This is a genomic window from Dendronalium phyllosphericum CENA369, assembly GCF_016056275.1.
GTDB lineage: Bacteria > Cyanobacteriota > Cyanobacteriia > Cyanobacteriales > Nostocaceae > Dendronalium > Dendronalium phyllosphericum.
In genome coordinates this window covers 1-23,486 of sequence record NZ_JAECZA010000015.1, presented here as the reverse complement: position 1 = coordinate 23,486, position 23,486 = coordinate 1, and the positions used below count along the sequence as shown (strand labels likewise).

Sequence of the window (23,486 nt, the reverse complement as noted above, 5' to 3'; positions counted from 1 at the left end):
TTCTCAACAGGCGATCGCTATTTAACTTTACCTAGAGTATTGCTTAATACGCTTGATTTAAAGTAACGCTTCATAATAATTAAATTCTCTACTAAAATTTTGATATTAACTATTTTTTAGTAGATTGCTTACTATTAGTAAATATATTGTTTAGTTTTTTTAAATTATATTAATTCTAAATCAAAATAATATTTATCAACGATTTATCCTATAAGTTTGTACAAGCTTATTTCCCAAGGTTTGTAAATATTTACCAAATATAGGTAAACCATACAAATAAGTTACTATTTTATCTATAAACTTGTATCTTGCACCTTTTAAATTAGTATTTATATTTAAATCGAAATAAGGGTATCTCAAAGTTTCACACACTGATAAAACATGCTCAAACGAGTAACCTTGGTTTATAGGAACCATTTCTATAGTTTTATTTAAAGCAGGTACAGTTACAGTATCTAAATCACATTTTTCTTTTATTGTTGCGATCGCATTACTCTTAATTATTTCTAATTTTAAGGAATTTTCCAAGCACCAAATAATCTTTTCATAAATTTCTTTTATATCTTTCCTATCCTTAATAAAAATTGCGTCATATTGATCTTGAAAAAGTTCGCAACTACCAGTTTTACTAGTAGCCATGACTATAACTCTTTTCAACATTGCTTCAATCAAAGCATATCCAAATGGTTCATCGTCACTTAGTAAGAATATAGCAAGATCGTAATAAGATATTTTTTCTAAAAGAGACTCTTTATTTAAAAATCCTTTTAAAACAAATATTTCCGATAAATTATCTTTAATAATTTGCTGTTCGAGAGAATCCATTAACTTTGTTTCACCCTTACCAAATAGTTCTATTGTAATTTTATCTTTGTAAGGGGATTTAGATATGAATTTAGCTAATTTATAAAGAAAGAAAATTCCTTTTTTTTCTGCTATCTGACCAAAATAGACTATTCTAAATATTTTCTTATTTCTTAATATTTCTTTTTTCTCAATATATGTAATTTTATCGTCTTCATAGGAATAGCTAGAATAATCTTTTTTGATAAATTTATTAAAATCAATCCAATTGTAAATAACTACATTGTTATAATATTTTCCTAACGAGCTATTTGATTCATATATTTTTTCAGAACATGAAATAGCCGTAATTTTTGTTTTTAAAAACTGCCATTTTCCTATCAAATTGACTAGTCTGCTATAGTCTTGTACAACTCCATCAATATGTTCCATCAAATGAATTACAGCCTTTGTTTTACAAGATATAACTGTATCGAAAATACCAATAGTGCCTATTCCTAATGGATTAAATATCCACACTAAATCAGGCTTTTCTAATTCTATTATTCTTTTTAATGCTATACAATTAGATTCAATGTATCCACCAAAAGCCATCACTTTATCATAAAAGTATATCGAGTTATTTTGCAAGTGATAGTCATATAAATCTTCATAATATCTAACTGGATTAAATATTCTTCTAACATCTATGTGCTTAGGTTCAGGATATCTGCATAGCTGGGCAGTATTCTCTGAAGTTGCAACAATAACGGAATGCCCTAAATCTTGATATTTTTCCGCTAATTCTAGGCAGCCTAGTTCATATCCACCTCTAACATGAGGAGGAAATATATTTGATATAAATAAAATTTTCATACTTTGCTACTAACCTTTTTTGACTCTAAAACTTGAGTAATTTTCTCTTCTACACGCAACCAGTAATTATCCCATAGGAATTGCTTTTCTACATTTTTTCTTGCTTTTGCTATTAAATTACTGTACTCTTGTTCGGTTAAACCAAGTACAAAGTCTAATCTCTTTCTTAAATATTTTGAATCTCTTTCTGGGTAAATAAAATCCTTTAATTCTATTACATCCATAACTTCTTTTAAGGCAGGTTGATCGGAAGTTATAGGTAAAGTATTATTTAATAAAGCTTCAATAATTACTAAACCCAAAAGTTCGCTATTTTCAAACTTTTGATTTTGATATGTTGTTGAAGCAGAATTAGCAATTAAAGCAATAGAACTAGCTATAAAGCTATCTCTTTCAGATGAGAGGACTTCACCAGATAAATAAACATTTTTACCTGCTGATTTTGTATTTAAATATTTTGTATAAGGATCATTTTCTCCGTAGGGCCCCACCAGCACTAAAGTTTGTTCTTTATTCAAAGCATCAATTGCTATTTCATAAGCTTTATGTGGTAAAATTCTACCTACAGAAACAAATTTATTTTTTTCAGCAAATTTTGTTGCAGATATTTTTTCTAATTGCTTCTTCCAAGCACCTGCATAAACATAGCTAATATTCTTAGCAACTTTTTTAAATCTATCAGCAGAATATTTAGAAATTTCTATAAAGAAATGATTTGGAAGGTTATTATATCTGATCCAAAAATCAATTCCATTTTCTTCAAAACCAAGATTAGTAAAAATAATTTTCTGTTCGCTATGAGTTAGCATTAATAAATCATAAACTGAGATACCAGCTAAATACTGATGAATACATATAACATCATAGTCAGGAATTTGAGCTAAAATTCCCCGAAAGCTTTCTTGTTTTTCATAAGATATATCACCACCAATTAATGTCCTCATATTAAATGCTCTATAAAATCTTCCTGTTGAACGGTCAGATACAAATTCTCTTTCACATGGTGATATTAAATCGCATTCTATTCCTGAAGCAGATATAGAAATAGCACAGTTTAAAGTATAATTTTCACCTCCTCCTGTTTTTTTAAGAGGTAATAAACTAAAAACCAGAGCTTTGGCATTCTTGATGTTTGTATTCATTTTTTTAGCAACCTAGGCTATAGTAAATATTCTATTTAGTTTTAGTAGTTTTCAAAATTTAACAAAAAGTCTAATTAACAACAAAAATGCTCTTGATTTTAATCCATTTCTGTCTAATTTTCCAAAATTTAGATGATTCCATAGCTAAGATTTCATTTTTTAATTCGTCAGTTTCTTGATTAATTTTTATAATTTCATTTTTTAATTTAATATTTTCACTTTGAATTTCAAGCATTTTATCTCCACTAGACTCCATACAAATTGTCCAATAAATATTATCTTCATAACCCATACCTTGAAACGGAGACAACTGTAGTTCATAAATAATTTTTGGTATGTCAAATTCAGAATTTTTATGCAGTAATACAACTGCATATTTTGCTAATTTAGTTTTCCATATTTCTAATATTTTATCCAAAGCATAATAATCAGGTAAATCTAGATAAAGAAGCCGAATTGGCAGAGATTGCCAAGATTGAGCAGCCTGTTCAATTTGACTTATCCAATCGCTTTCAGAGAGGTTGATTTCTTTAAATTGTCCATTGTCAACGAATCTTATAGAATCTGTAAAAATAGCTCTACTTTGACTAGTGTTTTGTGCAATTGTTAATGCTGTAAGAGCAAGACTGCGATTATAAATATAAAAGTTACGAATTAATTCACACTCTGAAGTGGATAAAAATTTTGTCTGATTGTCCGAATCAATTAGCTTGTCATTACTATGATTGATTGAAGGTTTAGTTAGTATAGATTTATTAGTATAGAAATTATGCAATGCTATTTCACGCTCCGCACGCTGATTCCATAAAGCAGTATAATTTGATTCATTTTTTAAACATTCTTGGAGATGATTCAAGTGTCCTATTACTCCAAGATCTTTTTTAATAGCTGCAAGTATACCATCAATGATTGTGATATCAGAAAAAGCCTCATGGGTGATAACTGACTCAACAAAACGTATAATACCTGGAAGGTGGATAGGATCGTCAACATCATCAATCAGTAAGATACCACCAACTACTAGTTTTTCAATCCATTGCTCATAATCTGCTAGAAGACCTTCAAAAGAATGGTCTCCATCCAAAAAAAGTACTCGTATAGGTAATGCAGGCCAAATTCGTGCTGCTTGAAAACTATCGGTTATAAAACTAGTAACCTTGGTGCTAACATTAGCTGTATTTAAGTTATTTTCAAATTCCTTCAATGTAAATGAGGGGGGAATTGCAGGAAACCAAGGAGGAGCTCCGGTATGTGGGTCAATCGCAACAACACCTTCACGGTTTCCATCTTTGACACCTCTAGCAAAACATACAGTTGAACGTCCCTTAAAACTACCAATTTCTACTACAGTTCCTACTTGAGCTCCCCACCGACCAAGAGCATATTGAAGTAAACACTCTTTGTCAGTACCCCAGCCAAATATATTTTCTGTTTTTATTAATTTTAGTAAAGCATCTCCTTCTGGAACAGAATAGGCCATTTCAATGAGATTTGTAAAATAATCACTTCTTGTTAAATTATCTTGTAGTTTAATTCTGGAAATAGTCATGATACTTTCCCCTTTTTTAGGAGATTATACTATTTTTTATACTCGTAAATACTAATTAGATAAATTTAAATCTATCTAATTAGTATTTTAGATAATAAACATTAATAAATTGTTTATTTAGATAAAGTTAACTAATAACCAATTTGCCGCAAGTTAGTGTCTTAAAAATTTTTAGGTGCATTTACCGTTTTTAAATAAAATTTTACAACTTCATCTGCACCACCAGTACATTTAATTTTCCCTTTATCTAACCATATAGCTTGATTACAAGTTTGTTCTATAAAGTTCAAATCATGAGACACAACTAAAATTGTAGTATTTTGATTCCAAAATTTTTCTATTCGCTGTCGGCTCTTATTTTTAAAACTTTCATCACCTACTGATAAGACCTCATCTAAAACTAGAATATCTGGCTGAATATCTGTTGCGATCGCAAATCCCAAACGTGCTACCATACCTGAAGACAAAGCTTTGACTGGCATAAGTGCATAATCTTCTAACTCTGCAAATTCTAAAATTGAATTAACTCTCTTTGTCATTTCTATTCTAGAAAAACCCAGTAGTACACCATAAAGCATAATATTATCGACAACGGAAATTTCTGGATCGAAACCTGCTCCTAACTCAATCAAGGGTGCAATTTTTCCGCTAACTCGCACCAAACCATTAGTTGGTTTAAGAATACCACAAATGACTTTTAGTACAGTTGATTTTCCTGAACCATTTGCTCCAATAATTCCTATCTTTTCGCCAGAATTTACAATTAAATCAATATTATCTAATATTAATTTTTTAACTGGTTTACGATATTTACCTTCCAAAATCGATAAAAAAGTTTTCTTGAGGTCATAAGAAAACTCTTCTTGTGTTCGCCGCCAAAGAGAAACTTTATCTAGACGAATTACTTCCATTTATAGCAAATCCATAAATTGATGTCGCCACAACTGAAAAAAAACCCAACCAAGCGAGAAAATAATAATACCACTGAGTAATGCACCTAAAATTAAACTCAAATCTGGTAAAGCACCTGATAAGGATATCTGACGAAGGCTTTCAATGATTGGCGATAAAGGATTCAATCTTAATATAGGTTTGACTTGTGTTGGAACAATAGCTGCTGGATAAAAGACAGGACTAGTAATCCACAAGACAAATACAACTAATTCATAGAAGTAAGGTAAATCTCTGAAAAACACATATAAAGTGCTTACTAGAAATCCAACTCCAATGGAAACTAAAACCAAGGCCAAAGTTGGAAAAAACAGCGCTAGCACATTCACTAGACTTCTAGAGTTGACCAAAGTCATTATCGCTATTAAAGGAAACACTCCAACAGCAAACTGAAATACATTTGCAGCAACCATTGATACTGGAAAAATACTTACAGGGAGCTGGATCTTGTTTAACAAAGGCCCATTTGACACCACACTACTCAAAGCCTGAGACGTAGACGCTGAGAAAAAATTGATTACTACTAACGCTGTAAATGATGCCAAAACATAGTTGAGTATTGAGTTACCATAATATGACGCAAACGTCGTCCCAAAAATTGCAGAGTACAATCCCGTCATAATCATTGGGTTCAATAGCGACCAATAAACCCCTAAGAACGAACCTCGATAGCGCACTTTAAGATTACGCGATACCAAGACATGTAGTAATTCCGAGTAGCGTCGCGCTTGCAAACTAGTTAAATTATCTTTGAACCAAAGCATCATTACAACAACCACCAAACACCACAAGCAAGTTATTTGGCATTCTATACTATCAGAGTACTTTTGTGTGAATTAGCTTATCATCAAAACTTTATTCTAAAAAGCATTGCTAATTTGAGCGATTGTTAACTTGTATGGATCAAGTCTTCAGAACATCTTAAGTCTATTAGGAGTAATTAATTTATCTATATACTTCCTAAAACTTCCTCTTGCAAAAAAGCATTTTATGTATCATATAATACTTTAATTTTAAATATAATATTCAGATTTTATGTGAAGCTATATTAAGAAGTTTATTTATAGTTTAAGTGAAGCTAAATGTTGGGTTCGCTCCATTTAACAATTTTTACTATAGTTACGAGTATTTTATTTCTGATTTAAAGGTAATCGAACCTTGAAAGCATTAAATCTTCCAGAATAGCTAGTAGTTTTTGCTAACAAATACTCTGAACTAAGATTAAAAGGATTTTCCAGTTCTTGCCGAGATACTAAACAGATGCGATTATTGTATTTACCATTTTTACCTAACCATTCAGAAATTTCACTAGCAGTCTTACTTTTAGCAGAATCTCCATAAAGACGTGGGGCATTGCCTGAATAACCATTTATTACTGGTATGTTAGTTTCTATGCCAGCCCACATAGCAGATAAATTAGTAACATTGGAAGATATTTTAGGATCTAATGAAGGATCTAAAAAGACATATGCAGCTTGACAACCTGTATTTATTAATTCCTTTATGTCATTAATTTCTTGAGCGTACAAAGATTTATCATAACCACTTAGCCCAATAATTGGTTGTTCAATAAGACACAAAAGAAAAAATACACTTAAAGTGATTGAGCGTATTTTTTTTGTGACAATAGGAGATTTAAGGAGACAGTCAAGACATACGCAGCCTGCAACTATAATATAAAAATAAGCGGTAGTAGATATTCTAGTAATAGCTCTAATTATGGAAGCACCGGGTACAGTATGATAAATAATTCCCCAAAGTGAAAATTCTGAAAATAAGCGTGTTGATAGAAGAAAAATGGTTAAAAATACAAGTAAACAAACCTTTAATAATTGTAATTTTTCATCATCTAGAAACTTTTTATTGAAAGCTAAAGTATACAAGCATATAATTATGAATAAAAACAATATTAAACCTGGAAACATATTAGGTTCAATCACCGTTTGTGAATCTTTAGAAGCCCAAGAAAGTAAAGGATACCAAAAATTTCCTTGTGGAACAGACAACCAAGAAGTTATTTTAGGTATTCCTGGATATACTTCTTGCCATGTGCGACCACCAAATTCTTTTTTAGCATTTAGATAAGGTAGAAAAGTTATGTATGTTAAAGTCAGCCAAAAAAGAGTAATAGCAATAAAATTTTTATAATTATGACGACAGTATCTAATAAATTTTTTAAATGCATTCCGATTTAATATGTATCCAATAAGAAAGAATATAACTAAACTAAATACTAAAAACCAACCTAGATAGATTCCTGCAAGTAATTGCAGATAACTGAATAAGAGTATCAAATTAAATCGCTGCTTACTTGGTACATTCAAGAAACTCCATGCGTTTAAAAATGCGAGTGGAGTAAAAAACTGTGGTAAAAGTTGTTGGTGGAAAATCTGATATACTCTAAGCAAACCAAAAGCAAAAATAAAAGCTCCTAAAATAGTAACGGTATGACTCACTTTGTAAGAACGCAGTAAAAATGAAAAACTTACATAACAAAGTATGCATACACTAATCATCCATAATTGAAATGATATATCAGATGAAAAGAAAAATCTAAATATTGCATAAGTAGGTGCAGAACCAAACAAATTATCAGAAAAAGCAAGAACATTTTTGACAGGATAAAAAAACGGTGGAGACCATAAATCTCCGATATATTTGTTATAAGTTATAACTTTAAAAAAATGCTCTAAAAAGTAATGATTTAGCCTCGTATCTCCAGGATCGGTTTGTATGTAAGCAAAGCCACTTAGGAGAGTAGGATAAAATATTATAAAAATTCCTATAATGCAAACTAAAACATACAATAAACATACATATATTTTATTTACATATGTGTAATTCATATTAAATGTTCCTGTAATAATTTAAATTATGATACATGAACTCATTGTTTTACTTTTGCAAAACTACTAAAATGACTCCACACACGATAAAAGTTAAACCTACAATACGTGTTAAAGGAATAGTTTCTCTGAAAATAAAGTAACCTAGCAAGACGGAAAAAACATAAACTAGTGAGACAGATGGGCCAGCTATACTCAAGTTGACTCTGGTTAACAAAAGAATATAAGCTAAAGCACCTAAAGCATAACAAGATAGCCCTATTAAGAGTTCAGATATTGTAATAATGCTGAAAATATGGCTAGCAAGATTTCCTACATGGACTCTGCCTAACTTTAGTGCCCCTATTTTTAAGAAAAACTGCCCAGCCACGCTTGCTACCACAGACATCAGTAGCAACATAAATTCTTGTAGTGTCATTTTAATTTTCTCATACTTATTTATCTGTTTATCATCGAACTATATAATTATTAAAAATTAAGTTTTTTTCATGTTTTTTAGTTTAAGAACATGAGACAAACAAGCCTGTAATCTACTAATTTAATGAATTATTTAGATTGCACTTTATCTTTGATAAAATAATGTGATTTTTCTTTTTTGTAACTTCCAAATACATTGTATTTAATAATACAAAATATAGCTCTAATACCATCTTTCCAACCTATTTTTTTCCCTTCTTTATATGTACGACCGTAATAAGATATACCAACTTCATAGATACGACATTGGGTTTTAGCAATTTTAGCTGTTATTTCAGGTTCAAATCCAAATCGATTTTCTTCTATATTGATATTTTGAATTATTTCTCGTCGGAAAGCTTTATAACATGTTTCCATATCTGTAAGATTAATATTAGTAAACATGTTAGACAACGTTGTTAAAAAACTATTACCTAATCTATGCCAGTAATACACAACCCTATGAGGTCTACCACTTTGAAAACGAGAGCCAAAAACCACATCAGCTTTATCATCAATAATTGGCTTCACCATTAAGGGATATTCTTGAGGATCGTATTCTAAATCTGCATCCTGAACAATTACAATATCACCAGTCGCCGCTGCAAAACCAGTGCGTAGTGCTGCGCCTTTCCCAAGATTACGTTTGTGATAAATAACTTTATCTGCTTCTGTTTCTAATCCAGAGTATAGTTTTTCTCTTGTACCATCTATTGAACAATCGTCAACAATAATAATTTCCAAATTTTTGATAGGAGATGCTTTAACTGCATGTAAAACTTGTTCAATTGTTCCAAGCTCGTTATAGCATGGAATAATTACAGATAGTTTCATATAATAAATTAGACCTTCTTCAAAAAAGTACAAAAATTATTCATCAAAAATGAAAAATCACATACTATCTCTAAAGCAACAGAGGTTTTTGGAATACACTCTTTTACTCTCCGTAATCTTAAATACCTGAAAATTAGTTCGTTCATTTTACAGTTGTTAATTTTAATTTTTACAGTAAATATTTGTTTATTTCAAATGACATTAATTTATATGTATAAAAACTGTGTATATCCGTCATATTTAACGGATTTCAGAAAAACCAATAATCTCTTAATAAACCTCAATATTGCATAAAAAATACTACCATACTAAAAAATACAGCAATTCCCAATAACATTATGTTTTTAACTAAGCAAAATAGTCTTTAAGGAAATGTTTTATCCTCAAAAACTACTACGCAACACAGGCAAGTTATTCAAGCATTTTATACCATGAGAGTGTGCTTTGTAGCACTAATTTTTGCTAAAAGTTTATTTTTTCAACTTTACTGTTACTTATAAAAATTATTAATACCTAATTTTCGGCTCGTTAGCATATTTACGTTCGCAAGACCAGTTAATTTATCAATTAGTTTCTTTGGCTCTTAATGACAAATTAGTTAATTCTGGTTAACGCACTAAAGTTGTTAAGTCATACACAATATTCAGTCTAGTATCGCTATGGATAATTCGTAATTACATTTTTGCAAAGGTTTCTGACATTTCAAATATTAGTTTATTTACGCCATCCTGTACTGGCGATCGCTTGCCTTAAAGACACCTGCACATTATTAACTAACTCAAACTATCTGGATCGATTCCCTGAGAACGTAAATACTCTGCCAATCGTTCGGCACGTTGGCGTTCTTGTTCAGCGCGTTGGCGTTCTTGTTCAGCGCGTTGGCGTTCTTGTTCGGCGCGTTGGCGTTCTTGTTCCGCCTTTTCTGCCAACGTCAACACCCAGCCTGTCGTATTGTACCAACGCAACCATAAACCCGTTGTCTTTTGATAAGTCCCTTGCCACAACCCCAATCCTAGTTCTAACTCTTGCAACCAAAATCGGTTTTCTGGTAAAGGAATTGCTTCGTAGCGAGTACCATTAAGTCGAAATGCACGCAAGTAATTTTCGTAGCGGTCATAAACAATGTAATAAGGAATACGCAAAATCTGTTCGTACACCTCCCACTTAGTTGGGGGTTTGTTTACTTCTCTTAGTGTTTGCCCTAAATCTTCTTGTTCTGTACCCGGTGAAAGTAATTCTACTACTAAAAACGGATCGACCCCTTCTTGCCAGATGACGTAACTTAAACGTAAGTCTTGCTGTCGATCGGCATTAGGTATTCCTAAAACCATGTACCAGTCTGGGCGCTTGTACCATAAAGTATGACGGGGATCGTAGTAAAGGTTTAAGTCGCTAGCAACTAAAATTTCCTCAGATGAATAGTTAGGAGGCTGACAAGTCTCACTAAGCAAATCTGCCTGAATGCAATGAAATTCGTCTGGCAAGCCTGATTCTCCCACTAATTCACTGGGTAAATCATACATTGTAGGCATGGTTTCTTGGGGCGGGCGGGGTGGATCGGGTTGATACATGATAGTTACCTTAACAATATTACAAAGTGAGTTTTCGCTGAACTCAAACTATCTGGATCGATTCCTCGCGATATCTAACGATAAACCACTACTGTGCGAGAAGGACTTTGTCGAACGCCTCTACGCAAATGTTCTGCAAAAATTTGCGATCGCTGCTGTTTTTGTTCTAACTGTAATTTGACCTCAAATGCCTGTTGCTGTGCAGCAATAGCTGTTTCCTCTAGTGTTATTAATTTAATTTTAGGCTGTTAAGTTCAGTTGTCAGTTACAAGCCAATAGGCAAAACCTTAAGCCTTCCCTTCATCATCTCTCTCCACTGAATCTATTACAGATGAGGCACGGATTCAGCTACACTGAGACTTGGTTTATTGCAGCATTGTGAATAGGCATGGAAATCGGACAAAAAGTTAAAGTGTTTCGTCTGCGCGATCGCGTATCTCCCCCTATCGTTAAAAAATTAGGACAAGTTGGCATCATCCTGGGCTACAAAGTCACTGATGGTGGTGGTATCGGTGTAGTGGTACAGTTTGATGACAATACTTCTACGTGGTTTTTTGAAGATGAAATCAAACCGGTGCAGTAGAGATAACTCCAGGTGGAAGCTAAGAGTATTTGCTTGGTGCTAAGTTGGAGTTGAAAAGACAGGCGGTAATTGGAAATCAAGTAATGTCCCTGATATTGACATTTTTGGGCAAAAGCGGCATAAATCGTACCAAAATAGCGATCGCTGCCGCCAAGCTACTAGCAAGCCAAGGCAAGCGCGTACTTCTAGCAGGACTGGCAGAACCAGCGCTACCCATTCTGCTAGATCGAACCCTTACTCCCGACCCTCAAGAAATTGCTCCTAAATTGCAAGTTGTGCAGTTTCAAGCATCTGTGCTATTAGAGCGCAATTGGGAAGAAGTGAAAAAACTTGAAGCACAATACCTCCGTACACCCATATTCAAAGAAGTTTATGGTCAAGAACTGGTAGTGCTACCGGGGATGGATCACGCCCTAGCCCTGAATGCGATCCGTGAATATGATGCTAGCGGCAAATATGACGCGATCGTTTATGATGGCACGGGTGATGCTTCTAGCCTGCGGATGTTAGGTCTACCAGAATCTCTCAGTTGGTATGTCCGGAGATTTCGGCAGTTGTTTGTCAACTCCGATCTGGGGAAGACAATTACTGAATCGCCTTTGATTCAGCCGTTAATTAGCAGCTTTTTTAATGTCAACTGGACAGCAGATAATTTTGCTCAACCCACCAACCAAGTTAACAATTTTTTAGACAAAGGGAAAGCTGCTCTTGCTGACCCCAATCGCATTGCTGCATTCTTGGTAAGTACAGCAGACCCAATTGAAGTGGCAAGTAGTCGTTATTTGTGGGGCAGTGCCCAGCAAATCGGTCTCACTGTAGGTGGAGCAATTATTGTATCAGATAATACAAATACTCAGCTAGCTGCTGAATTTACACCTTTAAGCGTTAGTGTCGTTCCTGACTATAAAACAGGTGATTGGCAACCGATAATAGACGCTCTACCCAACTTTGCAGAACAAGCGACACAAGCTCCCAAACCAATTGAAATTGACAGTCACAACCGTCAAGTACGCTTGTTTTTACCTGGATTTGATAAAAAACAAGTAAAACTGACTCAGTACGGGCCAGAAGTCACTGTCGAAGCAGGAGACCAGCGGCGTAATATCTCCCTCCCCCCAGCGCTGACTGGCAGATCGATTACCGGAGCGAAGTTTCAAAATAATTATTTGATAATTTCGTTTTAATTTAGTAAAGGGGACTGGGGACTAGGAACTGGGTAATAGGTAATGGGGAAGAAAAATACAGTTGACCAATTACCGATCGCCCAATCCCCAATACCCAATCCCCAGTACCCAATCCTAAGTCTTATGTCCGAATCAACTCCCATTACTCCAAATTCCAATCCAGGTGAGGCACTAGACTCAGTAGCTGTTAATTCTAGCGAGGAAATAACAGCAGTTGGCGATCGCAGTGCCAAAACTAGGCAACTACTGGGTATGAAAGGTGCAGCCCCAGGGGAAACATCCATTTGGAAAATTCGCTTGCAGTTGATGAAGCCCATCACTTGGATTCCCTTGATTTGGGGCGTAGTCTGTGGTGCAGCTTCCTCCGGTAACTATACCTGGACGTTGGAAAATGTGTTAAAAGCAGCAGCTTGTATGTTGTTGTCAGGGCCTCTACTGGCAGGTTATACCCAAACCCTGAATGATTTCTACGATCGCGAAATCGATGCCATCAATGAACCCTACCGCCCCATTCCCTCCGGTGCAATTTCCGTACCCCAGGTAATTACGCAAATATTAGTATTATTTCTATCTGGTACTGCTTTGGCATTTGTTCTGGATGTCTGGGCAGGGCATGAATTTCCCAACGTTACAGTTCTGGCTTTGTTTGGTTCTTTCATCGCCTACATTTACTCTGCACCACCTCTGAAACTGAAGCAAAATGGTTGGCTAGGAAACTATGCTTTAGGAGCAAGTTACATCGCCTTACCTTGGTGGGCAGGTCATGCTTTATTTGGCGACCTCAACTGGAAAATTATGGTTCTCACTTTAATTTACAGTTTGGCTGGATTGGGGATTGCGATTGTGAATGATTTCAAAAGTGTAGAAGGCGATCGCCAGTTAGGATTACAATCGCTACCTGTAATGTTTGGTGTCACCAAAGCCGCATGGATTTGTGTTTTGATGATTGATTTATTTCAAGGATTTATCGCTGCTTATCTCGTCACTATCCATGAGAATTTGTACGCAGCAATCCTGGTACTGTTAATCATCCCGCAAATTACCTTCCAAGATATGTATTTTTTGCGCGATCCTCTAAAGAATGACGTTAAATACCAAGCTAGTGCCCAACCTTTTCTTGTCTTGGGAATGCTTGTTGCTGGTTTAGCTTTAGGACATGCTGGCGTTTGACACAAAATAGCAAAGTGCTGAGTGCTGAGTGCTGAGTGTGGTTTTCTGCTCTACTCTTTTGCCCCCTGCTCTTGTTCCTCTCAGCCACTAGTGAATTGATACCTCTATGGTCAGACGTTAGGAGTGAGGAGTTAGGAGTTAATATACTTCTAACTCTTAACTTCGATCGGGGCTTACCGTGTTGGAACTGATATCTTTTCTCATCAATCGAATTCAACCTTTTTTAGTGCCAATTTGCTTTATTGGCGCTTGGGTTGTCACTACTCTCTTTGTTTGGAGTCTATGGGTGGCGGCACGAGATAGTGTGAGTGCGGCGAAACAAATGCATCAAATTCCTTGCACTGGTTGCCAATTTTTTACAGCAGACCACCGTCTTAAATGCACTGTACACCCCTCTACTGCCAACACAGAAGCAGCAATTCATTGTATCGATTATCAAGCAAAAACAAATCCCATGCTCTATTAGGGAAACAAAAAAGCAGCGTCAGCTAAAATCAACTGACAACTGACAACTAACTAATCTCTAGTAAGACTTTTAGAACGCCTCGACGTTGAGCTAATTCAAAAGCCAAAAGTCCTTCACTCAAAGGGTAGCGGCCATGAATAAGGGGTTGTACATCCACTTGTCCTGTGGCTAGTAATTGCAGCGCTGCCGGAAAGGGGCCGCAGCGAGAGCCAATTAGAGTAATTTCGTCAACAACTAAAGAAGAAGCATCTATATTGAGATTGCCAGCATAGGTACTTTTAAGCACTAAAGTACCACGAGGACGCAAAGCACGACGAGCGATCGCAAATCCTTCTGCGTTGCCAGTACACTCTACTGAAATATCAAAAGCCCTATCTTTAACAGCCTCAGCTAGATCGGTTTTAATGCCCCGCGCTTCTAGGTTAGCTAGTTTTTCTCGATGTCGTCCGACAACCAATAGTTCGCACCCAATTAAAGCTAGCGTCTGCGCTACCAGTTGCCCTAGCTTTCCATCTCCCACCACTAATACTCGGTCATTTGCACTCAAAGCTACCTGTTGCTGAATCTCTAGTGCTGCTGCTAATGGTTCTGTAAAAGTTGCTACCTCTGATGGAACATTATCGGGTACGGGATGCAGATTCTCTACTGGCAAACAAAGATACTCAGCAAAAGCTCCGTGGCGGTTGACAATGCCTAAGACTGTACGATTTTCACAATGAGTTGGTTGACCAGTGCGACAAAACCGACAATGCCCACAAACAGCATTGATTTCGCCAACTACGCGCTGATTTACTAAGTGTTCCGGCCCTTGTTCGACAATACCGACAAATTCGTGACCTAAAATACCAGTATAGGGATAGTAGCCTCTTTTGAGTTCCAAGTCAGTATTACAGATACCCGCATATAACACACGCACGAGGGCTTCTTCTGATGGCGGTTCAGGGATAGCAATATTCGTGCGTAGTTGCAACTGATTATTTTCGAGCCAAAGTCCTTTCATACCAATTTTTGGATTTGAGACTGGAAATTAAAAGTATATACCACCACTCAGTATCCGGTAATCAGCACTTAGGACTAGTTTTGAGGCTTTACCTCGATTTTACTTAACCAAATTACTAAGTCTTCTGAATGAATCTCTATTTCACTTCCTAAAGTTTTGATATATAGAAGCCCATCACTAATAATTAAATCTCTGATGGGATACCATGAATCTCGATTTTGGATCAAAAGATCCAGTGGGATACCACCTCTTAAAGCATTTTTGCGATATTTCCACCAAGCACGCCAGAGCATCACAGATTTAGTACAGTTCATCTGATAACCTTTTGGCACTTTGCAGCGTTGATACTGATAAAAACCACGATTATCTATTTCTCCTTTGAGGAGATAACAGTATTCTGCCAAAGCTTGATTTATTAATTCCCAATGGGATGACTTAGCCTGAATTGAAAACTCAGGTAAAGTATTGTTGAGTTGTGCTGTAGCAATTAAACCTTCAGACTTGGCTGTTAGTTGGTTACTTTTGTATACAGTTTGCGCTGTTAAAGCAGAGTTTGACAACAAAATATCTTTTTTTTGGGTAGATTTGTCTACAAACTCCCGAATCAAATCTAGATTAGACAACATAAGATTTTTTACGTACAGCTACTGAATTGCGATCTAAACCACAATGTTATGTAATTTAGTAGCTACACTAGTTTTTCACCTCGGTCAGGATGAGCGCAAGCTGATTCATATTAAAAACATCGTCGGTTCAGTTTTCGTTAAATTTACGTAAGTTAAATGAATCTCTCCTAATCATTCTCAGTGTCGGAGAGAAGCTGAAAGATTTTTTATTGGCGAACGACGAAAAATCAGGCTTTTAAAGCCTCTTGACACTGCTTAATAAATTTGTTGAGAAAGCGACCTCTTCAAATCTTCAAATCTTTGAGAAACGGTTCAAATGTTGACAGCAATTCTGGACGGCTGACGACAAGGGTGGGGAAGGAGCGATCGCTATAATCTTGCCCTGATACCAAAGGAAACGGCTCAGATTTCAGTGATGACCAAACACCGCCAGCAGCTTGAACAATCACCCAAGCCCCTGCCAAGTCCCAAACTTTTGGTGTCGCTTCAATACCACCTAATGTTGCCCCAGTCGCAACTGTCAGGAAGTTATAGCTAGCTACACCTAACATCCGAATTTTGCAAGGAAAGCCTTTTTGGATGACAGCAGTACTCCGAGAACAAAGGTTGAAAAAGTGGTTGTTGCTGGGAGCATCAGTGCTGGTGTGGATGGGGTGGTGATTAAGAAATGCCCCAGATGGTGTTGCTAAACCAGATGTACCCGTCCAGAAGCCGTGAAAAGTTTGATTTAGTGGTGGCACATGAACGTAACCAAAAATAGGCGTACCTTGATAAAGTAAGCCCAAAGAAATCGACCAGATGGGAATACCCCGTGTAAAGTTGGTTGTGCCATCCAAGGGGTCAATTACCCAACACCACTCCGTACCGGGAAATGACTTATCGCTTTCTTCGCTCAAAATTCCGTAGCCAGAGAAATTAGAAGCGATCGCATCCCGAATTTCCCGATCTGCCCATTTATCTGCCTGCGTCACCAAACTACCATCAGCTTTTTGCAAAGCCTGTACTTGCCCAAAGTCCTGCATTAGTTGCATTCCCACTCTGGTAGTGGTAGTTTGGGCAAAATCGAGAATTGTTGTCCAAAAATCGTTCATTGATTAATTCTCGCGCAAGGGCGTTCCTGAGCCAAGATAGGTAAATCCGGGTTTTGGCTTTGCAGCTTTCACTTTAGTCTAGATCGCTTTCCAAAACAGAGGCGATCGCTTGTTTGGCACTCGTTTGAAATTCTGTCACGTTGACTCGATTTAGGAACCAAATCGATAGCACCATTCCCACGGCTTCTAGGGCAAATACCAACCCATAAGCTAGTTCCAGGCTGGGTAGTATCCTGCGGCCAATATCCAAAACAGTACCGCCTACCACTACTGCCACTCCCCTAGAGATCGCCTGCGCTAGTCCCCATGCCCCAATAAAAGTACCTGCGGCTTCCGCGGCTGTCAGATCCAGCATTAAGCTAATTGCTGCTGTAGTTAAGAAACCAGTAGCTAAACCGAATAAGACCAAAGCTAGCTTGAGAAAAGCTGGATTTGCTGTAAATCCCGAAATACCCAGCAATGCCGCACACAATGCTACCAACATACAGCCTATGCGAGCGCTTTTGCGCTTACCCAAACGCGGCACAATCAAAAAGCCAGCCACGGCATAAGCAATCAGCAGACCGATACCGTAGTAAACATTCAACTTGGTGCTTTCCGCCAAAGGCATTTTAAATACTTGACCTGCATAAGGTTCCAAAACTGGATCTTGCATAAATAAACAGAGTGTCATCACCACTAAAAAGGTGAAAAACAAACCTGTTTGTGGACTTGCGGTCAAGATTTTCCAAGCAGCCCCTAGGGTAATGCTGTCTTCTCGGTTTACCAGTGTGGAACGGCTGGAGTAAAGGGAGTACTTTTTCTCAACACCAAATGTTGCCACAATTGCCAGCACAAATACAATGGCTGGGACAACGATAAATAGCTTGTTAACTGCTGCCTGCAAGGTGGCTGTAGTTGCTTCTGGTGTTAATTGCTTGAGCAAGCTGGCACTAATAATCGCTCCGACAATAATCCCTACCATCAGCATTGACCAAACCACACCCACTACTTTGGAACGGTTGTCTTCTTCGGATATATCTACCAATAAAGCAGCAAAGGCAGTACCGCTAGCACAAATTCCTAAACCATATACAGCAAAAACTAAAGACAAAAGCGCTGTCCAGCCGATGGTTTGAGTTGTCCATACCCAGCCACTAGCACTACTTGCAGCACTCAACTGCCACATTACTTGTATAGCTAGAAATGCTGCGATCGCAAATACTGCCGCCCCTACCCAAACATAAGCTGTGCGGTGGTATCCCCATAAGGGCTTGGCATCGGAGATTTGACCGAACCAGACGCGAGAAGGAGCAACAAATAAGGGCAATGCTAGCACCAGTGCTACCAATGTTGCCGGAATTGCTATTTCTTGAATCATGACTCTGTTGAGTACTCCCAGAGTCAAGATAGACATCATGCTGAGTCCCATTTGAAATAAGCCGAGTCGGAACATGGTCAGCAAATTGACCCTGGGAATACCAAGGGATTTTGTTTCACGATCGAACACTTCACCGCTTGCCATAGCTAGTTTTTCGTATGATTTATCAAAAATAATCTCTCTTTAATTAAAGATAAACTGTTTGATATTCCAAAAAACCTAGTCATTTCAAGTGATGAATTGTTGGATTTGGCGGTAGAGATGCTTTCAGACTATAGAATTTCATCCACCAGAACCGTATCACCCTCATAAAAATCTATACTGAGATGGTAATCTTCCAGCAAAGCAGTTCCGATAAGTGGACGGCGACCCATTGCTAGTACTGCAATATTACGCTCCACACCATTCCATACAATTGTTGCTAAATAAACATCTGTTTCCACATTGGAATTGTTAGCAAGATTTGCGTTGATATTTATTGAGGTAAGGCAAGCCAAGCTCAGTAATGAGAGAAAGCGGCAAGGTTAAGAATCCCTCAAATCCTGTATCGATAACACATTCGATTTCTACATCTGAACTTTCTGGTGGAAGAATAATCAAACTCATTCTTGCTTGCAGTCCAACTACAGTCCCGTGTATCACTGTGCCGCCCTGAGCAACGTACCACCAACTGCATAAACTGCATCAAAACCAATTCTTTCTCCCCAAAGTGCTGCATCGGGTTGCTTGGCTCGTAGTCGAAGACTCGTTTCGACTAAATCATCACCGATTTCGTAATCTCCCGTTTCAACATTAATCGAGATAATTTTGCCAATGTTTTCTCCCGTCTCAACTTCAGCGCGGATTCTTTTTTCGTAAAGTTCTTTTCCACGCCGGGCGATTTCTTGGCTACTAAGTGTAGGGTGGGACATAAATAAATCCCCTGTTTAAGCTGCTAGATTCTTCACTTCATTGTAGAGCAGAAGCTAAAGAGGTTAGAGAGCAATGCTTGATTCTGTAGTAAGTATGAGAGCGATCGCCTCAAATTAGCAAATTGTAAAAAACTTGAACAAAGACTCAAGTAAGAAAATTCAGCCCTTCGTTTCTTACTTGAGTTGCTATAAACAAGCTATGGCAATGATTTTTCAAGCCAATGCTGTGCATCTCTATTGTACGGTCGCGGCGGCGATCGCAATAAAGAAAGTTAAATTAATATTGTCCATTAACGATAGTAAGTATTTTATTACAATATAGTTTATATAAATGTCAAATCTAACAGAAGCTTTAAATATAATTTTAAACTGGTTACAACAAAAGCAGTGGTGTCGCTTTAAGGAGGCTGAAAAGTCAGCTTCTTTATTACAGCCAGGTTTATCTCGTGATGAAATTGATTCTTTTATTGGAGATTCAAATCTTCAATTACCACAAGAAGTATATGAAATTTACCAGTGGCGAAATGGTGACATGATCTCTGAATGGGATTATGTGGGATTGTTTGATATCTACCATAATTCTGATGGCTTTGCTCCTTGGGGTTTCATCCCCTTTCAAGGTTTGATTAATAAATATATAAGTAAAAGTAATCGGTATACACGCATGGAGCCAGAAATATTTAAGCGAATTTCTACTTTTCCCTGTATTTCTGATTTTCAAAATCCTGCTGCTTTAGAAATATTTTATAGTTATTATGATGGCTGTTTAACTGGTTATGTATATAAAGATGAAAACTATAAATATTATCCAGTTGTTTTTAGAGATTATAAGGGAGGATGTGATACCGTTTTAAGACTTTACTCTAGCCTCACTAATATGATGATGACTCTAGCTGAGAGTTACGAAACAGCCTATTACATAGGAGAAAATGGATATCTTAGAAAAGATACAAATAAAATTTTGGGAATTTGGCGAAAATATAATTCTGAGCAATTAGTAACAGGTGTATTGGCTAAAGTAGAGCAGTTAGAACCAGTTTTACCACAACTAGAAATGGGGTTTGATTTAATAAAAGAAGTTGGAGATACTTTAAATTTTACTCGTGATAAAAGGTTAATAGCACCATTAATTCGAGTTTTAAGAAGGCCACCTACTAATACACAATTTGATGAAAATTTAGATTATTTTCGGCAGATGTCATCATTATACTTGGGTTGGCTAGGTGGCATAGATGCTGTAGAGTCTCTGATTGATGCTTTAAGGGATGGATATTGGCTAACTCGATATTGGGCAACAATAACGTTAGGCAAAATTACAGATTTAAGAGCCGTATCTCCTTTAAATAAAATTTTGATACAGGACAGTCATGAAATGGTTCGGCAAGCAGCTAATGAAGCACTTGCTAAAATAACTAATCCTAATTCTATAATTGATACGACTTATAGCAATCCAGCAGTTGCTAATTTAGAAGCCTCAGCTGCTCTATACGGAATGACTTTATCAGATATACTCAACCCTAATATTGAAAATTTGAGAGAAAAATTAAACAACTACTCTACAATTGATGAAGATAAAAATTTAAGTTCAAGCGATGATAATCCTAATAATATTCCTTTTTAAAATTTAGAATTCAAAATAATATTAATATTGTTAACTAAAAATGAGAGGAAAAGCATAAAAACTGCTTAATTACTGATTTTCGTCCCTTTCGGCTCAATATCGGTTAACCCCTAAAAACCGACATTGGGCTGGGCGATCGCCACCAGTGCTGAGTAACTTCCTTCCCAAGTCGAACTAACTTCATCAACCTGGATAAGTGATTCTTGTAACATATTCAACTATAATAGTTAACTGGCAAGCATCTCTTGGGTACTCTAAAAGCATAGTCAAATTAGTTTGATTGGGAAAAAAAGTGATAAACACTGATTTTGAAATCTCAGGATGGATAGCAATTGCTCAACTGGTAATTATTGTGATTTTTGGTTTCTTATTCTCCATAATTGCTAAATTAAGATATCGAAATTCTTTAGCATCCCTCCAGATTTTTAAACCAAGTGATTACACTTCATATTTTGTGGATGATCCTCAAATTATGTTTCAAACAGTACCAAAATGGTATTACTTTGTTGCTGTTAGATATCAACCGGACGGTCAAGTTGCCAATGAGACTTTCTACTCAATAGTTGGTGACGTAACAGTTATAAATTACTCTGATGGCAGATGGTCTGGTACGGAGTCTAATCTTTATTCAAATCTACTCCTGGTTGCACTACCATTCATCGGTTTTGTTTTAATCTTGTTAACTCAATCTGTTTCAGCTTCAGTAATTGCAGAGCAAAGTGATACAAGTCATGAGTTGATAAAGTATGGAACGATATTGTTCACCTCAGTTTTTCTTTCAGCACCAATCAACATGATTTTTTATTTTCTAAATCATTTTAAGCGACCATTACAACAATCTAATCGTGGATAGGAAAGAGTTAGGACGACTTTGTAAGTTCAAAAATTTTTGAGAAAGTTAATAAATAAAATTTCTCTAAGTCAATACTGGGTGGTAGAGGTAACTTGCTTTGGCAAGATACTTTTTTACACTGCCAGCTCCAACCTCGCAAGGAAGTTGCGCCGCATTGGCGACTGAAAACCCTCATGGTAAAGTAATTTTCACTTTGACACCACAAGCGTTTCTTATTTGTGACTTATTAGAACTCTCAAAAATGACGCGTCAAATCCTTAATATCCAATGTCCTATTCGCAGTCTTGTTTGTAACGCTACACTAGAAAAGTAAAGAAATGTAAATATAATAAATTTTGCAACCGTGGAAACCATCACATTGGGGCAAAATGGCCCAACTGTAACACCCCTTTGCATAGGCACTTGGGCTTGGGGTGATAAACTATTTTGGAGTTATGGCGATCGCTACGGCGAAGAACAGGTACAAGAAGCCTTTACAGCAGCTTTAGAGACTGGTGTCACCTTCTTTGATACTGCGGAAATTTACGGACTAGGGCTGTCAGAGCAATTATTAGGGCAATTCATCCAAAAAGCACAAAAACCCGTGCAAATTGCCACAAAATTCGGCCCTTTACCGTGGCGATTTACAGGTCAATCTGTCTCTGATGCTTTAACAGATAGCCTTAAACGCTTACAATTAGAGCGAGTAGAACTGTATCAAGTACATTGGCCCTTTGCCTTTTTTTTGAGCCAAGAAACGCTGATGAATACTTTAGCAGACGAGGTAAAGCGGGGCAGAATTGGCGCAGTCGGTGTAAGTAATTACTCAGCAGATCAAATGCGAGAAGCGCACCAGATATTAGCAGCCCGTGGAGTACCTTTAGCGGTGAACCAAGTACGCTACTCTTTGCTAAGTCGCCAAATCGAAAGCAACGGTATTTTTCAAACTGCCCGTGAATTAGGTGTAACAATTTTGGCATACAGTCCCTTAGCTCAAGGATTGCTCACAGGCAAATACACCCCCGAACTTGCCGAAACACCTACGGGTGCGAGAAGGATAGACCCACGATTTAATAAAGAAGGATTGCAAAAAATAGCACCAGTAATAGATTTACTAACCAGTTTAGGAAAAAAATACGATCGCACTCCTGCCCAAGTAGCCCTTAACTGGTTAATTGCTCAAGGAAATGTGATTCCCATCGCTGGAGTAAAAACAGCCCAACAAGTACGACAAAATGCAGGCGCTTTAGGTTGGAAATTGAATGACGATGAAATTAGCGAGTTAGAAAAAGCTAGCCGCCCGTGGCTATAGTATTCTCAATCACTCAAATACAGGGGGCCACAGTTCTGATACTGTGAGTTCCCGTGCGATTCGTTGTAAGTGAATCCCGGTATCCAGTCCGTAAATAAACTTACCAACTCTTACGAGTTGAACTCTCAACCAGATGTAGGTGAAAGTCCTACCCGCCAGGTTCAGGCGTGACTCCTTACCTGCCCACACCGAGCAAGCTCGATTCTTGCAGAGTGAAGCTGGGAACAGGACGCAATCAGACAATCGCTATGGATTGACACTGGCGTTAATAGGGAGCTTCCACGGTGAAACAGAGCCTAGAAAAGTAACCCACACTCAAGCG

The 23,486-nt window shown here is 36.8% G+C and carries 24 protein-coding genes; 9 read left to right on the top strand and 15 right to left on the bottom strand.

The genetic code is table 11. The annotated features are described in order from the left end of the window. Positions 1-195 precede the first annotated feature (195 nt). From I8752_RS06210 to I8752_RS06170, 9 genes are all read right to left on the bottom strand, one after another. Complete coding sequence (locus I8752_RS06210) at positions 196-1,659, bottom strand: glycosyltransferase family 4 protein (RefSeq protein WP_214431435.1); 1,464 nt, start codon at positions 1,657-1,659, stop codon at positions 196-198. Then, positions 1,656-2,801 (bottom strand): glycosyltransferase family 4 protein, encoded by a 1,146-nt coding sequence (locus I8752_RS06205; RefSeq protein ID WP_214431434.1) that lies wholly within the window; start codon positions 2,799-2,801, stop codon positions 1,656-1,658. The genes I8752_RS06210 and I8752_RS06205 overlap by 4 nt, the downstream gene beginning before the upstream one ends. A 70-nt stretch (positions 2,802-2,871) precedes the next feature. Beyond that, positions 2,872-4,350 carry a class I SAM-dependent methyltransferase gene (locus I8752_RS06200; RefSeq protein WP_214431433.1) on the bottom strand — a complete coding sequence of 493 codons (1,479 nt, stop codon included), beginning with the start codon at positions 4,348-4,350 and terminating at the stop codon, positions 2,872-2,874. Positions 4,351-4,511: 161 nt separating this feature from the next. Then, positions 4,512-5,261 carry an ABC transporter ATP-binding protein gene (locus tag I8752_RS06195; RefSeq protein ID WP_214431432.1) on the bottom strand — a complete coding sequence of 250 codons (750 nt, stop codon included), beginning with the start codon at positions 5,259-5,261 and terminating at the stop codon, positions 4,512-4,514. Continuing rightward, entirely contained in the window at positions 5,262-6,068 is an 807-nt protein-coding gene (locus I8752_RS06190; RefSeq protein ID WP_214431431.1) for an ABC transporter permease, read from the bottom strand. Positions 6,069-6,431: 363 nt separating this feature from the next. Then, a complete protein-coding gene (locus tag I8752_RS06185; protein ID WP_214431430.1) occupies positions 6,432-8,147 on the bottom strand; it encodes a hypothetical protein in 1,716 nt (571 codons plus the stop codon). A 49-nt stretch (positions 8,148-8,196) separates the two neighbouring features. After that, positions 8,197-8,565 carry an EamA family transporter gene (locus tag I8752_RS06180; protein WP_214431429.1) on the bottom strand — a complete coding sequence of 123 codons (369 nt, stop codon included), beginning with the start codon at positions 8,563-8,565 and terminating at the stop codon, positions 8,197-8,199. A gap of 128 nt (positions 8,566-8,693) precedes the next feature. After that, positions 8,694-9,437, bottom strand: coding sequence for a glycosyltransferase family 2 protein (locus tag I8752_RS06175; RefSeq protein WP_214431428.1), 744 nt, complete (start codon positions 9,435-9,437; stop codon positions 8,694-8,696). 773 nt (positions 9,438-10,210) lie between these two features. Further along, positions 10,211-11,008, bottom strand: coding sequence for a Uma2 family endonuclease (locus I8752_RS06170; RefSeq protein ID WP_214431427.1), 798 nt, complete (start codon positions 11,006-11,008; stop codon positions 10,211-10,213). Between I8752_RS06170 and I8752_RS06165 the strand changes: the two genes are divergently transcribed. From I8752_RS06165 to I8752_RS06145, 5 genes are all read left to right on the top strand, one after another. Then, positions 11,007-11,189, top strand: coding sequence for a hypothetical protein (locus I8752_RS06165; RefSeq protein ID WP_214431426.1), 183 nt, complete (start codon positions 11,007-11,009; stop codon positions 11,187-11,189). The genes I8752_RS06170 and I8752_RS06165 overlap by 2 nt on opposite strands. Positions 11,190-11,396: 207 nt before the next feature. Next, positions 11,397-11,591, top strand: a complete 195-nt coding sequence (gene petP / locus I8752_RS06160; protein WP_214431425.1) for a cytochrome b6f subunit PetP — start codon at positions 11,397-11,399, stop codon at positions 11,589-11,591. 83 nt (positions 11,592-11,674) lie between these two features. Continuing rightward, complete coding sequence (locus I8752_RS06155) at positions 11,675-12,775, top strand: Get3/ArsA fold putative tail anchor-mediating ATPase NosAFP (protein WP_214431424.1); 1,101 nt, start codon at positions 11,675-11,677, stop codon at positions 12,773-12,775. 123 nt (positions 12,776-12,898) lie between these two features. After that, positions 12,899-13,945 carry a chlorophyll synthase ChlG gene (chlG, locus tag I8752_RS06150; RefSeq protein ID WP_214431467.1) on the top strand — a complete coding sequence of 349 codons (1,047 nt, stop codon included), beginning with the start codon at positions 12,899-12,901 and terminating at the stop codon, positions 13,943-13,945. A 178-nt stretch (positions 13,946-14,123) separates the two neighbouring features. Further along, on the top strand, positions 14,124-14,411 hold the full coding sequence (locus tag I8752_RS06145; RefSeq protein ID WP_214431423.1) for a hypothetical protein: 288 nt from the start codon (positions 14,124-14,126) through the stop codon (positions 14,409-14,411). A gap of 46 nt (positions 14,412-14,457) precedes the next feature. On the opposite strand, the gene I8752_RS06140 is transcribed toward I8752_RS06145, so the two are convergent. The 6 genes from I8752_RS06140 to I8752_RS06115 all read right to left on the bottom strand — a co-directional run bounded on the left by I8752_RS06140 (position 14,458) and on the right by I8752_RS06115 (position 19,399). After that, positions 14,458-15,411 carry an MDR/zinc-dependent alcohol dehydrogenase-like family protein gene (locus tag I8752_RS06140; RefSeq protein WP_214431422.1) on the bottom strand — a complete coding sequence of 318 codons (954 nt, stop codon included), beginning with the start codon at positions 15,409-15,411 and terminating at the stop codon, positions 14,458-14,460. A gap of 74 nt (positions 15,412-15,485) precedes the next feature. Next, positions 15,486-16,037 (bottom strand): hypothetical protein, encoded by a 552-nt coding sequence (locus I8752_RS06135; RefSeq protein ID WP_214431421.1) that lies wholly within the window; start codon positions 16,035-16,037, stop codon positions 15,486-15,488. Positions 16,038-16,321: 284 nt separating this feature from the next. Next, entirely contained in the window at positions 16,322-17,128 is an 807-nt protein-coding gene (locus tag I8752_RS06130; protein WP_214431420.1) for an inositol monophosphatase family protein, read from the bottom strand. A gap of 73 nt (positions 17,129-17,201) precedes the next feature. Next, positions 17,202-18,632 (bottom strand): BCD family MFS transporter, encoded by a 1,431-nt coding sequence (locus tag I8752_RS06125; protein WP_214431419.1) that lies wholly within the window; start codon positions 18,630-18,632, stop codon positions 17,202-17,204. A 128-nt stretch (positions 18,633-18,760) separates the two neighbouring features. Further along, a complete protein-coding gene (locus I8752_RS37195) occupies positions 18,761-18,985 on the bottom strand; it encodes a pepsin/retropepsin-like aspartic protease family protein (RefSeq protein WP_225895471.1) in 225 nt (74 codons plus the stop codon). Positions 18,986-19,126: 141 nt separating this feature from the next. After that, complete coding sequence (locus I8752_RS06115; protein ID WP_214431418.1) at positions 19,127-19,399, bottom strand: hypothetical protein; 273 nt, start codon at positions 19,397-19,399, stop codon at positions 19,127-19,129. Between the two features lie 331 nt (positions 19,400-19,730). Here I8752_RS06115 and I8752_RS06110 point away from each other — a divergent pair, with 331 nt between their 5' ends. The 4 genes from I8752_RS06110 to I8752_RS06095 form a co-directional block, all read left to right on the top strand. Then, entirely contained in the window at positions 19,731-21,020 is a 1,290-nt protein-coding gene (locus I8752_RS06110; RefSeq protein WP_214431417.1) for a HEAT repeat domain-containing protein, read from the top strand. Positions 21,021-21,312: 292 nt separating this feature from the next. Continuing rightward, positions 21,313-21,873 carry a hypothetical protein gene (locus tag I8752_RS06105; RefSeq protein WP_214431416.1) on the top strand — a complete coding sequence of 187 codons (561 nt, stop codon included), beginning with the start codon at positions 21,313-21,315 and terminating at the stop codon, positions 21,871-21,873. Between the two features lie 343 nt (positions 21,874-22,216). Beyond that, positions 22,217-23,164, top strand: a complete 948-nt coding sequence (locus I8752_RS06100) for an aldo/keto reductase (protein ID WP_214431415.1) — start codon at positions 22,217-22,219, stop codon at positions 23,162-23,164. 139 nt (positions 23,165-23,303) lie between these two features. After that, positions 23,304-23,486, top strand: a 183-nt coding sequence (locus tag I8752_RS06095; RefSeq protein ID WP_214431414.1) for a hypothetical protein, incomplete at its 3' end; no start/stop codon positions are given.